The 13,709-nt window shown below is 66.3% G+C and carries 13 protein-coding genes; 3 read left to right on the top strand and 10 right to left on the bottom strand.

The features are described 5' to 3' along the window. Positions 1-150: 150 nt before the first annotated feature. The 7 genes from D3242_RS31610 to D3242_RS31580 all read right to left on the bottom strand — a co-directional run bounded on the left by D3242_RS31610 (position 151) and on the right by D3242_RS31580 (position 8,299). Positions 151-1,122 carry an ABC transporter permease gene (locus D3242_RS31610; protein ID WP_019859386.1) on the bottom strand — a complete coding sequence of 324 codons (972 nt, stop codon included), beginning with the start codon at positions 1,120-1,122 and terminating at the stop codon, positions 151-153. Then, entirely contained in the window at positions 1,119-2,660 is a 1,542-nt protein-coding gene (locus D3242_RS31605; protein WP_064981848.1) for a sugar ABC transporter ATP-binding protein, read from the bottom strand. The genes D3242_RS31610 and D3242_RS31605 overlap by 4 nt, the downstream gene beginning before the upstream one ends. Positions 2,661-2,899: 239 nt before the next feature. Then, on the bottom strand, positions 2,900-3,934 hold the full coding sequence (locus D3242_RS31600; RefSeq protein WP_064981846.1) for an ABC transporter substrate-binding protein: 1,035 nt from the start codon (positions 3,932-3,934) through the stop codon (positions 2,900-2,902). 119 nt (positions 3,935-4,053) lie between these two features. Further along, complete coding sequence (locus D3242_RS31595; RefSeq protein WP_064981845.1) at positions 4,054-4,968, bottom strand: sugar phosphate isomerase/epimerase family protein; 915 nt, start codon at positions 4,966-4,968, stop codon at positions 4,054-4,056. A 44-nt stretch (positions 4,969-5,012) separates the two neighbouring features. Beyond that, on the bottom strand, positions 5,013-6,548 hold the full coding sequence (locus tag D3242_RS31590; protein ID WP_064981843.1) for a mannitol dehydrogenase family protein: 1,536 nt from the start codon (positions 6,546-6,548) through the stop codon (positions 5,013-5,015). Next, positions 6,545-7,327 (bottom strand): SDR family oxidoreductase, encoded by a 783-nt coding sequence (locus D3242_RS31585; RefSeq protein ID WP_064981841.1) that lies wholly within the window; start codon positions 7,325-7,327, stop codon positions 6,545-6,547. The genes D3242_RS31590 and D3242_RS31585 overlap by 4 nt, the downstream gene beginning before the upstream one ends. Before the next feature lie 78 nt (positions 7,328-7,405). Next, positions 7,406-8,299 (bottom strand): MurR/RpiR family transcriptional regulator, encoded by an 894-nt coding sequence (locus D3242_RS31580; protein ID WP_064981839.1) that lies wholly within the window; start codon positions 8,297-8,299, stop codon positions 7,406-7,408. 158 nt (positions 8,300-8,457) lie between these two features. Here D3242_RS31580 and D3242_RS31575 point away from each other — a divergent pair, with 158 nt between their 5' ends. Continuing rightward, positions 8,458-9,645, top strand: coding sequence for a Gfo/Idh/MocA family protein (locus D3242_RS31575; RefSeq protein WP_064981838.1), 1,188 nt, complete (start codon positions 8,458-8,460; stop codon positions 9,643-9,645). A 48-nt stretch (positions 9,646-9,693) separates the two neighbouring features. Here D3242_RS31575 and D3242_RS31570 read toward each other — a convergent pair whose 3' ends face one another. Continuing rightward, a complete protein-coding gene (locus D3242_RS31570; protein ID WP_027047067.1) occupies positions 9,694-10,164 on the bottom strand; it encodes an NUDIX hydrolase in 471 nt (156 codons plus the stop codon). Positions 10,165-10,350: 186 nt separating this feature from the next. Between D3242_RS31570 and D3242_RS31565 the strand changes: the two genes are divergently transcribed. Then, positions 10,351-10,881 carry a sterol desaturase family protein gene (locus D3242_RS31565; protein WP_019859376.1) on the top strand — a complete coding sequence of 177 codons (531 nt, stop codon included), beginning with the start codon at positions 10,351-10,353 and terminating at the stop codon, positions 10,879-10,881. 18 nt (positions 10,882-10,899) lie between these two features. On the opposite strand, the gene rsgA is transcribed toward D3242_RS31565, so the two are convergent. Further along, entirely contained in the window at positions 10,900-11,940 is a 1,041-nt protein-coding gene (gene rsgA, locus D3242_RS31560; RefSeq protein ID WP_064981836.1) for a ribosome small subunit-dependent GTPase A, read from the bottom strand. A gap of 183 nt (positions 11,941-12,123) precedes the next feature. Here rsgA and D3242_RS31555 point away from each other — a divergent pair, with 183 nt between their 5' ends. Beyond that, a complete protein-coding gene (locus tag D3242_RS31555; protein ID WP_038647988.1) occupies positions 12,124-12,456 on the top strand; it encodes an excalibur calcium-binding domain-containing protein in 333 nt (110 codons plus the stop codon). A gap of 1 nt (position 12,457) precedes the next feature. Here D3242_RS31555 and dinB read toward each other — a convergent pair whose 3' ends face one another. Further along, entirely contained in the window at positions 12,458-13,705 is a 1,248-nt protein-coding gene (gene dinB / locus D3242_RS31550; RefSeq protein ID WP_064981834.1) for a DNA polymerase IV, read from the bottom strand. Positions 13,706-13,709: the final 4 nt, after the last annotated feature.

Genomic DNA, 13,709 nt, shown 5'->3' with positions numbered 1-13,709 from the left:
GATCGGCTGTTGTCGCGGCTTTCGCCAATCTCCAACGTTGCTGAGAAGAGTGGGGCGCCAAAGCTGCTGATCTCCCCCCTCGTGGGGGAGATGTCCGGCAGGACAGAGGGGGGCGTCGTAGGGCGCAGCGCTTCATTTCATACCCACCCCTCATTGCCGCCCCCGCATCGTAATAAACGCCCCGAACATCACCACGGCCACCATGATGGCGCCTTCGATGATGGCGGTGACGTTGGGGTCGATGGCGAGCAGGGTGAGGTCGGTGCGCACCAGGCGCAGCACGAAGACGGCGACGATGGGGCCGAGCAGGCCGCCCTTGCCGCCGCCGAGCGCCACGCCGCCCAGCACCACGGCGGCAACGCTGGCCAGGAGGTAGGGGCCGGGGATGGGCGCGCCGATGCCGGTGCTCATGGTCAGCGCCAGGCCGCCAAAGGCGGCGAACAGGCCCGACAGCGCATAGGCGATGATGCGGGTGCGCTTGACCGGCACGCCTGAGCGGAACGCCGCCAGCTCGCTCGAGCCGATGGCATAGATGGACAGGCCAAGGCGCGAGCGCCTGAGCGGTATCCATATCACGCAGAGGCAGACGATCAGCACCAGCAGTGCCTTCGGGACCCAGGCGTCGATGGCGTCGGGCAGGCCCGGGATCGGCACGGTGCCTGAGATCAGCGCCTTCAGCCATTCGGCGGCGGCGCCGCCCGGCGCGTCGAGCACCAGCAGGGCGGCGCCCTGCAGCACGAACAGCATGGCGAGCGTGACGACGATGTCGGGCACGCGGGTGACGACGATCAAGAGGCCGTTGAGCGCGCCGAGGACGAGACCCATGGCGAGCACGAAGGGCACCACGAACAGCGCGTATTCCTCGCTAGCGCCCGCCATCATCGAGGCGGCGGTGACGCTGGTCAGCGCCATCATGGCGGCGACCGACAGGTCGATGCCGCCGGCGATGACCACCACCGTCTGCGCCGCGACCGCGAAGGCATAGGGCAGCACGGCCCGCGCCAGCGAGCCGAAATCGCCGCTGCCATAGCCGGGCTGGATGATCCTGGTGGCGATGAACAGCACGATGAGCAGGGCGAACAGGCCGATGACCCAGCCCTGGCGGCGTAGGAAATGGCTCATGGCGCCGTCCCCGAAGACGGGGACTGGGGATCGGCCAATATGCCGATATCGGCCTTGGCGCCGCGCGGCAGGCCGTAGGCGGCGCGCATCAGTGCCGGCTCGTCGGCCTCCTCCACGGCGAAAATGTCGACGAGACGGCCGCCGAAGATGACGATGACGCGGTCGCAGACGCGCTGCACCTCTTCCAGTTCCGAGGTGTAGAACAGCACCGACTTGCTGTGGCCGGCGAGCTCGCGCAGCAGCTTGTAGATCTCCTGCTTGGTGCCGACATCGATGCCGCGCGTCGGGTCGAAGCACAGGATGGTGCGGGCGTCCGCCGCGATCCAGCGGGCGATGGTCACCTTCTGCTGGTTGCCGCCCGACAGGCGCTGCACCTCGCCCTGCGCGCGGGTGTCGATCTGCAGCCGCTCGATGGCGCTGAGCACCTTTGCGCGCTCGCGGCGCATGGGGATAGGTCCCCAGTTGCGCAGCGCCGCACTGAAGGGCAGCGCGATGTTTTCACGCACCGAGCGCTGCATGGCGAGCGCCTCGGACCGGTCGCCCGGCACATAGGCGATGCCCGAGCGGATGGCGTCGATCGGGTGCGAAAACTTCACTGGGCTGCCATCGACCTCGATCGTGCCGCCCGAGGGGCGGATCGAGCCGGCAAGGGCTGCGAACAATTCGTCCTGGCCCTGGCCTTCGAGCGCCACGACGCCGGCGACTTCGCCATCCCTGAGATCGAAGGAGACGTCGTTGAGCTTGGCGCCGACGCGCAGATTGTGCACGGAGAGCCGCGGCCGGGCAGGGGTGGGTGCCGCCTTCTCGGCGGCGCTGCGCGCGGCGACATGGGTTTTCACGATGCGGGTGCCGAGCATCAGCTCGACGATCTTTTCCTCCACGCCCGGCACGATGTCGACGACGCCGACGGTCTCGCCGTCGCGCAGCACGGTGGCGCGGTCGCACAGCGCCGAGATCTCGACGAAGCGGTGCGAGATGAAGATGACGGCGCGACCGGCATCGCCCTGGCGGCGCACCACTTCCAGCACTTTTTCGGCAAGGTTGGCGGGCAGCGCGGCCGTCATCTCGTCGAGCAGCAGCACGTCAGGCTCGACAGCCAGGGCGCGCGCGAGGTCGAGCACGCGCAGCACGGCCAGCGGGATGTCGCGCGCGGTGTCGCGCAGGTCGAGGTCCGCAATGCCGAGCTCGCGCACCCAGGCGCGGAACGGCTCGACCGGCGTGCCGGTCAGCCGCAGATTGGACAGGACGTCGAGATCGGGGATCAGCGACGGCTCCTGGTAGACGGGCAGCAGGCCCGCGCGGCGCGCGGCGGCGGGCGAGCGTATGTCGCGCGCCTCGCCCCGGATCAGGATGCGTCCGGCATTGGCCGATATCGCGCCGGTCAGGATCTTCACCAGCGTCGACTTGCCGGCGCCATTGGCGCCCATCAGCGCATGCACTTCGCCCGGCAGGACGGAGAGCGACGCGTTGCGAAGGGCGGCAACCGCGCCGTAGTTCTTGGCGACGCCAGTGGCGTCGAGGAGGGGGCTTTGCGGCAACGGGTTTGTTGTCAAAATGTGTTGTTCTCGATCTCTGCGGCGGTGCGGCAAGTCGGCCGAAGGCGGCGACTTTCCTTCCCCCCTTGTGGGGGAAGGTGGATCGGCGCGTAGCGCCGAGACGGATGAGGGGTGTTCCAGCGGAGTGAGACGTCGGCATTCCCTGGAGCACCCCTCATCCGACCTCGCTTCGCGAGGCCACCTTCTCCCACAAGGGGAGAAGGAAGAAGCGCGTCCAGCCCTTACTCGCCCGGCCCCTTGCAGGCCACGATCTGGTCCTTCGTATACGTCGTCCAGTCCGGGATCGAGATCGAGACCGGCCATTCGGGGCTGAGCGACGGGTCGGCGGCAGCCTTCAGATTGGCCTTGCCTTCCTCGGTGGCGTTTTCCCAGAGCTGCGGCTGCACCAGAACGGTCTGCTGTGCCGGCTTCTTGCCGTCGAGGATCTGCAGCGCCAGCGTCACGCCCGCGCCGCCGATCGAGCCGGGGTTGGTGACGGCAGCGCCGACGAGGCCCTTTACCGAGCTCAGCTGGCCGACGAAGCCGGCATTGTCGGCACCGACGATCGGCACCAGCGGCGCCTGCGATTCCACCAGCGCGTCGACGATGACGTTGTCGATGCCGGAGGTCCAGATGCCGTTGATCGGCGTTCCCGTCGACAGGAAGGAGAGGATCTGCTGCTTGGCCTGGTCCTGCTGCCAGCCGGTGAAGACTTCCTGCGCCACCTTCACGTCGGGGAATTCGGCCAGCGCCTTCTTGAAGCCTTTGTCGCGGTCGGAGTCAGCCGAAGCGCCGGCGGCGCCGCGCATGTAAAACACCTCGCCCTTGCCGCCCATCTGCTGGAACAGCCATTTGGCGCCGAGATAGGCATATTCCTCCTGGTTGTTGGAGATGATGTAGGCCGACGGCTCGGTGACCGCCTGGTCGACGGCAACGACGACGATGCCGGCCTTGGTGGCTTCCTCCAGGCCCGCCTTGATGCCGGCCGGATCGGCCGGGTTGACGACGATGGCGTCGACCTTGGCGCTGATCAGGTTGCGGATGTCTTCCAACTGGCCGGCGGCATCGGTGTTGCGGTGGGCGATGTTGAGTTTCGCCACTTCGCCGGAAGCCAGCGCCTGCGCCTTCATGGCGCACACCATCTCCTCGCGCCAGCCATTGCCCTGCACGGTGTTGGAAATGCCGATCGTGTATTTGCCGGCGGCCGACGAGACGCCCATTGAGGCCAGCAAGGCAGCGCCCGCAAGGAGCGGGACCATGGTCAGGATTTTCTTCATTTCAGACTTCCTCCACATTGTTTTTCAGTTTCAGTTCCAAGTCGTTGAGACATGCCGTTCAGAAAGAGAGTCAGGCGGCTCAACTCGTTGTTCTCCGCATGTCGTTACCGGCATGCTTTTCACTTGACGTAGGGTCGCAGAACGTCGCGGGCGAGCAGAAAACCCCGCTTCACCTGCTCGTCGCTGCTTTCAAACCGCCTGTCCTCATGTTCGATGATGACCGATCCGTCATAGCCGGCGCGGTAGAGGCCGGAGAAGAAGCCGCTCCAGTCGACATCGCCCAGCCCCGGCATGCGCGGCACCTGCCAGCCTATCCCGGCCGAGAGGATTCCGCGCTCGTACAAACCATCATGATCAATCATCAAATCCTTGGCGTGGACATGCAGCATGTAGGGGCCGAATTCCCTGATGAAGCGGGCCTGGTCGATCATCTGCCAGACCAGGTGCGAGGGGTCGAAATTCATGCCGATATCGCCGCCCCAGGTCTCCAGGATGCGGCGCCAGACCTGCGGCGAATAGGCGATGTTGTGCCCGCCCGGCCATTCGTCATAGCTGAAGATCATCGGGCAATTCTCGAAGGCAAGCTTGATGCCATGGCCGCGTGCAAAAGCGACGATTTCGGGCCAGACTTTCAGCGCGTCCTGCCAGTTGACGTCGACGGTCTTGGACGCATCGCCGCCGCAGAAGGTGTTGACCACGGGCACGCCCATATTGGCGGCCAGCACGATCACCTTCTTCAGATGGCCGATCACCGCCTCGCGATGCGCGGCGTCGGGATGCAGCGGATTGGGGTAGTAGCCGAGGCCTGAGATGGTCAGGTGCCTTTCCGCCAGCGAGGCGGTGATTTCTTTCGCCTTTGCGGGCGAGGTGGAGGCAGCGTCGATATGGCTGGTACCGGCATAGCGCCGCGTCGCACCGGAGGTTTTCGGCCAGCAGGCGATTTCCAGCGCCTCGAAGCCGGCAGAGCTGGCCCAGGCGGCGACATCGGCAAGCGGCGTCTCCGCGAAGGGTGCGGTGAGCAGTCCAAGTTTCATAGTGCCTCCCCTAGCCGTGTCTTCACGGTCGATGTTTATAATGCCTATTGTTTGGATCGTTTCAACCTTGCGGCCTCATCATGTTCGAGACTGTGCCGGACAGCCGCCATCGGATCGTCCGAAAGCAGCTCGCCCAGCGCCGAAGTCACGGCCGCGCGAAACGCAGCGTTCGCGGCAATGCCAGGGTCGAAGATCGTGTCGATGGCAAGGATGGCCGAAGCCAGAGCCGGTGCATCGCGGCCAGTGGCGTCGGCGATCTCGGCGACTTTGCCGGCATAGGGATCCGACACCGGCCAGCGTTTGCCGAAGCGGTCCGAGGCCTGGATCAGATAGGCCATCCAGCCGGCGACCGGCACCGACAGCAAGCCGATGGAGGCGCCCTGGCGCAGCCGGTCGCGGATCGGGTTGAGCAGGCGTTGCACGATCTTCTGCGAGCCATCGGTGGCGATCTGGTGGTTGCGGTGGCGGATCGCCGTGTTCTTCAGCCGGCCGAGGCTCTGCTCGACATAGGCCGGTGGATCCATGCCGGGCACCGGCATCAGCGTCGGCAGCGTCTGCTCGACCAGCATGCGCCTGATGAAGGCCGACAGCAGCGGGTCGGCGATGGCATCCGATGTATGCTCCAGCCCGGCCAGCACGCCGAGCGTGGCGAGCGTCGTCTGGGCGCCGTTCAGCACCCGCATCTTGAGATGCTCGAACGGCGTGACGTCGTCGACGAAGGTCGCGCCGACCAGGTCCCAGCGCGGCACGCGGCCGGCGAATTTCTGCTCGATCACCCATTGCCGGAACGGCTCGCCGACGGCGACGGCGGCGTCGCGGTAGCCGAACCATTGCTCGACACTGTCGAGATCATCCTGCGTCACCGCCGGCGCGATGCGGTCGACCATGGCCGACGGGAAGGCGGCATTGGCCGCGATCCAGTCGGCAAGGCCATTGCCGCGCCGTTCGGCAAAGCTCCGCACGACGGTTTCCAGGATGACGCCGTTGGCCGGGATGTTGTCGCAGGAGAGCAGCGTCAGGGGCCGGCCATGCGTGGCCCGCCGCAGCTCCAGCGCCCGCGCGAGGATGCCGGGCACGCTGCGCGGCGCATGAGGGTTGCCGAGATCATGGACGATGTCGGGATGATCGAGATCGAGCGCGCCGCTCGACGGGATGTGGCAATAGCCTTTCTCCGTCACGGTCATCGTCACCAGTTCGATATCGCGCGAGGACAGCACCGTGAGTGCCGGTGCGGCACTTGCCTGGCTGTCCACCACCTTCACGATGCTGCCGATGACGCGAGCCTCGATATGGCTGTTTTCGCGAATCAGCCTTGTGTAGAGCCCGCTCTGCCGACCGAGCGTGTCGGCAAGGGTGGGCGGACGGATATTGATGCCGACAACGCCCCAGCGGTCGAACTGGCGCGCCAGCAAATCATCGGTGTATTCGGCCTGGTGGCAGCGGTGGAACGCGCCGACGCCGAGATGCGCCATGCCAGGCGCAAGAGTTGCCCGGTCATATCCAGGCGTCCGGACAGCGGCCGGAAGCTGGTCCAGCAAGGCCGGCCCGAGCGTTTCCGGCGCTGTCGAAGCGGCGTTCACCGGTTCGCCCCGATCACCGACTGCTCCTGGTCGATCACGGCGCCGGTCATCGGCCCGGCCGCGTCGGAAAGCAGGAAGACGGCAAGGTTGGCGATATCGTCCGGCTTGAGCAGCCTGCCGAAAGGCTGCGCGGCATTGGCGGCGTCGAGCCAGCCCGGACCGTGGCCCAGCGTCTCGGACTGCATCACGCGTTCGGCCGGCGTGTCGGTCCAGCCGACATTGATGCCGTTGACGCGGATGCGGTCGAAACGGTGGGCGTTGGCGGCGTTCTTGGTCAGCGTCGCAAGCGCACCCTTGGTGGCGGAATAGACGGCGAGTTCGGGGGAGCCGCAATGGGCGTTGATCGACAGGATGTTGACGATGGCGCCGGGCTCCCCGCGCTTCCTCATGTCGGCAATCGCCGCCTGCATCAGGAAGAACGGCGCGCGCGCATTGACGGCGAACAGCGAAGCCCAGTCGTCGAGGCTGGCATCGAGGAAGGAAGCGCGGTCGGTCAGGCCGGCGGCGTTGACGAGGCCATCGATGCGGCCGAAGCGGTCGATGCAGGCCTGCGCCAGCAGGACAGGGGCCTGCGGGTCTCCAAGGTCGGCGGCGACGAAGACGGTCGGCGTCCCGATGGCCGACAGTTCCGCCGCCACGGCGTCGCCGCGTTTGCCGTCGCGACCGGTGATCAGCAGCCCGCCGGCGCCGGCGTGCGCCAGCGCCTCGGCGATGGCGCGGCCGATGCCTTGCGTCGCGCCGGTGACCAGCACGACCTTACCTTGGAGATGAAGCTCCATTCCTCCTCCCGGAACAAAGTTTCTATTTTTTAAAATATGGAACGGCAATTCCCGATAGTCAATTGTGCCAGCAGCGCCTCATGCGCCGCGTTTTGCCGCGACGCCTTGGACCAGCGCCATGCCGACCGCCAGAGACGCCGCCAGCGAGCGGAAGCCGGCGAAGTCGGACTCCACGACTTCCAGCCAACTGTCCGACAAAGCGATCAGCGGGCTGAAGGTGCTGTCGGTGATGGTGACGATGCGGGCCTTGCGTTCATGCGCCACCGCGACAAGGTCGGGCGTGATCGAATTGTAGGGGCTGAAGGAAACGGCCAGCACGGCATCTCGGCCGCCGATGCAGCCGACCTGGTCGAGCGCGGAGGAGCCGACATTGTCGACCAGCACATTGCGCACGCCTTGCTGCGACAAGGTCAGCGACAGATAGGCGGTGACCGGGAAGGCGCGCTTGGAGCCGATGACATAGATCAGCTCGGCCGCCGCCAGCAGCGTCACCATCTTCTCGAAGCTCTCGACGTCGAAGCCGGTCTCGATACGGCCGAGCGAGGCCTGCGAGGCGCCGACCATGCCGCGCAGGAAATGCATGGCGGCGTTGGGTTCGACCTCGGCGCGCGGCTCGCCGCGCGCTTCCGGCCAGGAGCCCTTTACGTGTTCCTTGAACAGGCCCTGGAAATCGGAAAAGCCGGAATAGCCGAAGATCTGGGCAAAGCGCACCAGCGTCGAGGGCTGCACGCCCGCCTGTGCCGCCACCTGGGCGATGGTGCCGAGTGCGACATCGCTCGGATGCTGCCACATGAAGATCGCCACCTGGCGCAGCCGCTTGGGAAAATGCACGGTGCCGGAGGAGAGCACGGCGCGCAGTTCCTCATAGGTCTGCGGCTTGATGTAGCCCAACGCCGCCAGCGAGCGCCCGCGCTTGCGCGTCGCCGCCTCGTCGGCATGAGATCGTCCCGAAGATTTGCCCGCCCCACTCATGATCGCAGGCTAGTGTGGCACAATCGTATTACAATACGGAAATTGGAAATTGTGTTCGAAAGTGTTAGGCCTCACCGTCGTCATCCTAGGGTCTGCGCCGCGTCGCTGCGCTCCTTGCTCCGCCCCAGGATGACGAAGTGATAGGTGGAGGAGAAAACATGGTCTACGCAACATCGGACGGGTCGGCGGGCAAGCGCCTGAGGGTCGGCATGGTCGGCGGCGGCCGCAATGCCTTCATCGGCGCCGTGCATCGGCTGGCCATGCGACTCGACGACCAGATCGTGCTGGTGGCCGGTGCGCTGTCCTCCGACCCGGAGAACGCCGCCGCCTCGGCCGCCGAGATCGGCATCGCGCCGGAGCGCAGCTATGCCGATTATCACGCCATGGCGCTGGCGGAAGCCGGGCGCCCTGATGGCATCGAGGCGGTCGTCATCGTCACGCCCAACCATCTGCACGCACCGATTGCCACCGCCTTCCTCGAGGCGGGCATCGATGTGATCTGCGACAAGCCGCTGTCGACGACGCTCAGCGACGCCGAGGCGCTGGTGACGCTGGCGCGCGCCAAAAAACGCCGCTTCGTCGTGACGCTGAACAACACCGGCTACGCCATGGTCCGGCAGGCGCGCGAAATGGTGATGGCGGGCGAACTCGGGCGGATCGTGTCGGTGCATGGCGCCTACATCCAGGACTGGCTGACCAAGCCGATCGACGCCGAGGGCCAGAAGCAGGCGGAATGGCGCACCGATCCGGCGCGGGCAGGGCAGTCGGCGGTGCTGGCCGATATCGGTGTGCATGCCTTCAATCTGGCGAGCTATATCTCAGGCTGCGAAGCCGAGGCGGTGTCGGCGGACCTGTTCACCGCGGTGCCCGGACGCCGGCTCGACGACAATGCGCATGTCATGGTGCGCTGCGCGGATGGAGCACGCGGCACGATCCTGGCCAGCCAGACCTCGCCCGGCCACTACAACGATCTGTCCGTTCGCATCTATGGCGACAAAGCCGGGCTCGAATGGTCGGGCGGGCGGCCGGAGGAACTGCGCTTCTCGCGCTATGGCGAGGAAACCCGCACGCTGGTGCGCGGCGGCCATGGTTCGACCGAGGAAAGCCGGCGCGTCTCGCGCATGCCGGCGGCGCATCCGGAAGGCTATATCGAGGCCTTCGCCAATTTCTACCGCGACGCCGCCGACATCATCCGCGCGCATCGCTCCGGTGGCGTGGTCGATGCCGCGCGTGCGGCGCGGGTGCCGGACGTCGTCGATGGCGCGCGCGGCGTGAAGTTCGTCGCGGCGGCGGTGGAGTCGAATGCGGCGGGCGGCGCGTGGACTGCGGCGCGGTTTGCGGGGTGACAGCCGATCTCCCCTACGAAGGGAGATTGGCAGCTTTGCCGCCGGCAATCACCCGATCCCCAGCCGCTTCGCCAGATCCGACAGCATCGGGCGCTGGCCCTGCAGAAGTTTTACCTCCGCCTCCGGCAGGCTGAACCAGCCGGCCCTGTCGACCTCCGGAAATTCTTTCATCGACCCAGATCGCGGCGGCCATTCCATGGTGAAGCTGTTGCTCTTGATCGTGGCGACATCGATCTCGGTGCTAGCCTCGACCGACCAGGCAATGACGATCTTGCCGCCCGGTTGCTTGTAGTCGCCGAGGCGCGCGAAGGGGCCGTCGATTGTGATGCCGAGCTCTTCCCCGGTCTCGCGTTGCGCTGCCGCCAGTTCGTCCTCGTCCTCGTCGACGAGGCCTTTCGGGATCGACCAGGCGCCGTCGTCCTTCTTTGCCCAGAACGGGCCGCCCGGGTGAACCAGAAGCACCTGGATATCCCCATCGTTTCGACGATAAATCAGCAGGCCCGCACTGCGTTTTGCCATTTTTGCATGTCCGTTTGCGGCGCCGGTGCGAGGCCCGCCGATTCTTGAGTCGATCATGCGTGCTGAACTTGCACCGGGAAATTGCGACGCTATGTCAGATGCATCTGCATTGCACCTCATCCGCGAGTTCGGCAATCTGATAGCATCGATTCTGGGGCGGCGTCGAAATCAGTTGGGGCGTCCGGAATGCAACTCGGTCTGATCGGCTACTACAGCGATTTCGTGGTCTATCCGCTGGTGATCGCCCTTCTGGGCGTGGCCGGGCTGATCGAGGCCGGGGAGGAGAGTGCGCCGGACTGGATCGGCACGGTGGTGATCTGTCTCGGCCTTTGGACGTTGATCGAATACGTCCTGCACCGCTTCGTCCTGCATCATGTTCCCTACATCAGGGATCTGCACGACCGTCATCACGTCGAAGAGCGCAGTCCGGTGGGCACGCCGACCTGGCTCAGCCTGGGCGTGCATGCGTTGATCGCGCTGCCCATCTGGTTGCTCTCGGATTTCGCGACCGCCAGCGCGGTCGGCTGCGGGCTGATGCTGGGCTATCTCTGGTACATCAGCGTCCACCACATGATCCACCACTGGCATCCCGCCCATCCCAGCTATCTCTACACGCTCAAGCGCCGCCACGCGGTGCATCACCATATAGACGACAACGCCAATTTCGGCGTGACGTCGCTTTTCTGGGATCGGGTTTTCGGCACGGCCCGGCTTTGAGGGCAGTAGGGCAGCCGTTCAACGTCGCTTGCCGCGGCCGGCGGGTGACTTGGCGCCGCGAGGTCCCGTCTGAACCGGCGTGTTGTTCTGGTTTTCGTCGGACAGTTTGCGCCAGCGGGCCAGGCGCTCCGGATCGAGCGTGCCGGCCTTCGACGCTGCCTGCACCGCGCAGCCCGGTTCATGCACATGCGTGCAGTCGCGGAATTTGCACAGCGGTGCCAGCTCGGTGATTTCGGCGAACAGCGTGTCGATGCCGTAGCCGACATCGCTGACCTGCAGCGTGCGCATGCCCGGCGTGTCGATCACCCAGCCGCCACCGGCAATGGCGTGCAGGGACCGCGCCGTGGTGGTGTGGCGCCCCTTGGCGTCGTGTTCGCGGATGGCTCCGGTCTGCTGCGGCGATTGCTGCGCCGATCCGGCCAGCGTGTTGACCAGTGTCGACTTGCCGACGCCGGAGGAACCGATCAGCGCCACCGTCTGCCCCGCGCCGCACCAGGCGGCGAGTGCGCTCGCGGCGCCCGGTATGCGCGGGTTCAGCGTCACCACCGCCAATCCGCGCTGCAACGCGGCAGCTTGCTTCCGGTACGCCTCGGCGTCCTCAGCCGTATCGGCCTTGGTCAACAGGATCACAGGCGTCGTTCCGGCCTCGTTGGCCAGCGCCAGATAGCGTTCGAGCCGGGCGATGTTGAAGTCGGCATTGCAGGACGTGACGATGAACAGCGTGTCGACATTGGCGGCGGCCAGCTGTGGCCCCCTGCCGCCCTGGACGCGGCGTTCCAGAACCGTCTTGCGGGTGAGGCGACGCTGCAGAAGGTGACTGTGCGGCTCGACCAGCACCCAGTCGCCGACGGCGTAGTCGCCGGTGGTGGCCTGCGGCGCCAGGGACAGGTCGGTTTGTCCCGTCTGGGACAGGCCGCTCAGCCGGTCTCGATGGACCATGGCAATGCGGGTCGGGATGAGGTTTGCATCGCTCGCTTCAAGCTGGTCGCCGAAAAACTCCGACCATCCAAGGTCGGCAAGGGAGGGGGAGGAGGCCGTCACGGCTTCGACCAAGGGCACAGCGTCGCTGACATCGGACAGTATTCCCGGCAGGATGGGAGAGGCGCGGACCTCTCGGGATGGGCGATCCGCCCGTCCCGCTGTATGGGCGGCACGGCGGGGTTTGGCAAGCGTTGCCGGTTGTCGCAACAGCCCGGTGAAGATAGATTTGTGTCGGGGTCTGAAGCAGGGGGCGCGCCGGGAATGCTTCTGCCATTCTTGCATTGGCCTGCAACTCGTCGCCACGGCAGGCTGAAATATCTGGCTCTTTTCGCGCCGTTCATCCTCTTGTCCGGCTACATCGCCTATGGCTTTGTCGGCATCCAGATTGACTCGCCGCTCGCCGCCTTAAGGCACTTTGCCGCGTTCCCCAACTGTGCGGCCGCCCGCGCCGTCGGGCTTGCCCCAGCGCGCAGGGGACAGCCGGGCTATTGGCCGACGCATGATTCCGACAAGGACGGGATCGCCTGTGAGCCTTGGCATGGGGGAAGCGGCAGCGGCGTCAGCGTGCATCGCTATTGGCGGACCGGCAGATAGCTCACAGTTCCTTTTCCGCCAGTTCCCTGAATTCGTCGGGCACGGAGCGCGCCGCTTCCAGCGCCACCGTGCCGTAGCCGACGGCCTGCTTGCCGAAGCGTTCGCGGATCTTGTCGATGGCGCGGTCGGCGCCGAAGCGGGCGAGGCCTTTTTTGCTGCCGGGCCGGCGCTTCTCGTCGGCGAGGCCAAGCGGCAGGTCGAGTTGCAGTTCCGCGCTTTCCTCCAGATGCGAGACCGAGATCGCCAGCAGCGAGATGGTCTTTTCGCGTGAATGGTCGGCGAGCACGCCGCGCACAAGGTCGCCGGCGATCTCGGCCAGCATGGTGGTCGCCGAGATAGGCTGATCCAGCGTGATCGAACGCGTGACGGCGCTGAGATCGGCAAAGCGCACGCGCACCGTCACCGTGCGGCCCGGCCGCGCCTTGGCGCGCAGCCGGCTGGCGACGCGGTCGGCCAGATGCAGCAGCGTCGGCACGATCACCTGCGCCACGGCAGGCTTTTGCCCAAGCGCCGATTGCGCGCCGGCCGAGTGTGCCCGGCGCCCGGTCTCCAGTTTCCGCGGATCGCGGTTCCATGCGAGAGCGGCGAGCTTTTCGCCGGCGGCGGGACCGAGCAGCCGCGTCAGCGCGCCGCTATGCGTCCTGGCCAGCTCGCCGATGGTCTCGATGCCGATTTCGGCCAGCCGCGCCTTGGTCGCCGGACCGACGCCCCACATTAACGAGACCGGCAAATCGTGCAGGAAGGCCAGTTCGTTGCCGGGGTCGACCACCAGCAGCCCGTCGGGCTTGGCGACCTGCGAGGCGATCTTGGCCAGATGCTTGGTGGGGGCGACGCCGATCGAGATCGGCAGGCCGAGTTCGGCCCGCACGCGGCGGCGGATCGCCGTGGCGATCTCTTGCGGCTGCCCGAACAGATGCGTGCAGCCGGCGACATCGGCGAAGGCCTCGTCGATGGAAATGCGCTCGACCACCGGGGTGAAATCGTCGAGCACCTTGATCGCCGCGTCGCCCAGCCGCTGGTAGTGGCTGAAATTGCCGCCAACGAAGATCAGTTGCGGGCAAAGCTCGCGCGCCTTGCGCCCCGGCATGCCGCCGCGCACGCCGAAGGCGCGCGCTTCATAGGAGGCGGCGAGCACCACGCCGCCGCCGACCGCGATCGGCTTGCCGCGTAGCGACGGGTCGAGCAACTGCTCGACCGAGGCATAGAAGGCATCGAGATCGGCATGCAGGATGGTGGCTGTCGTTTCCATCCGG

The organism is Mesorhizobium jarvisii, assembly GCF_003601985.1.
In the GTDB taxonomy this organism is placed as follows: Bacteria; Pseudomonadota; Alphaproteobacteria; order Rhizobiales; family Rhizobiaceae; genus Mesorhizobium; species Mesorhizobium jarvisii.
This window is presented reverse-complemented; position numbering and strand designations above follow the sequence as displayed.

What these genes read in the sequence shown, in the direction of transcription:
- D3242_RS31585 (WP_064981841.1), bottom strand. Translation starts at nt 7,327, where the DNA reads ATGGAGCTTCATCTCCAAGGTAAGGTCGTGCTGGTCACCGGCGCGACG.
- D3242_RS31565 (WP_019859376.1), top strand. Translation starts at nt 10,351, where the DNA reads ATGCAACTCGGTCTGATCGGCTACTACAGCGATTTCGTGGTCTATCCG.
- dinB (WP_064981834.1), bottom strand. Translation starts at nt 13,705, where the DNA reads ATGGAAACGACAGCCACCATCCTGCATGCCGATCTCGATGCCTTCTAT.
- D3242_RS31610 (WP_019859386.1), bottom strand. Translation starts at nt 1,122, where the DNA reads ATGAGCCATTTCCTACGCCGCCAGGGCTGGGTCATCGGCCTGTTCGCC.
- D3242_RS31580 (WP_064981839.1), bottom strand. Translation starts at nt 8,299, where the DNA reads ATGAGTGGGGCGGGCAAATCTTCGGGACGATCTCATGCCGACGAGGCG.
- D3242_RS31570 (WP_027047067.1), bottom strand. Translation starts at nt 10,164, where the DNA reads ATGGCAAAACGCAGTGCGGGCCTGCTGATTTATCGTCGAAACGATGGG.
- D3242_RS31555 (WP_038647988.1), top strand. Translation starts at nt 12,124, where the DNA reads ATGCTTCTGCCATTCTTGCATTGGCCTGCAACTCGTCGCCACGGCAGG.
- D3242_RS31600 (WP_064981846.1), bottom strand. Translation starts at nt 3,934, where the DNA reads ATGAAGAAAATCCTGACCATGGTCCCGCTCCTTGCGGGCGCTGCCTTG.
- D3242_RS31575 (WP_064981838.1), top strand. Translation starts at nt 8,458, where the DNA reads ATGGTCTACGCAACATCGGACGGGTCGGCGGGCAAGCGCCTGAGGGTC.
- D3242_RS31595 (WP_064981845.1), bottom strand. Translation starts at nt 4,968, where the DNA reads ATGAAACTTGGACTGCTCACCGCACCCTTCGCGGAGACGCCGCTTGCC.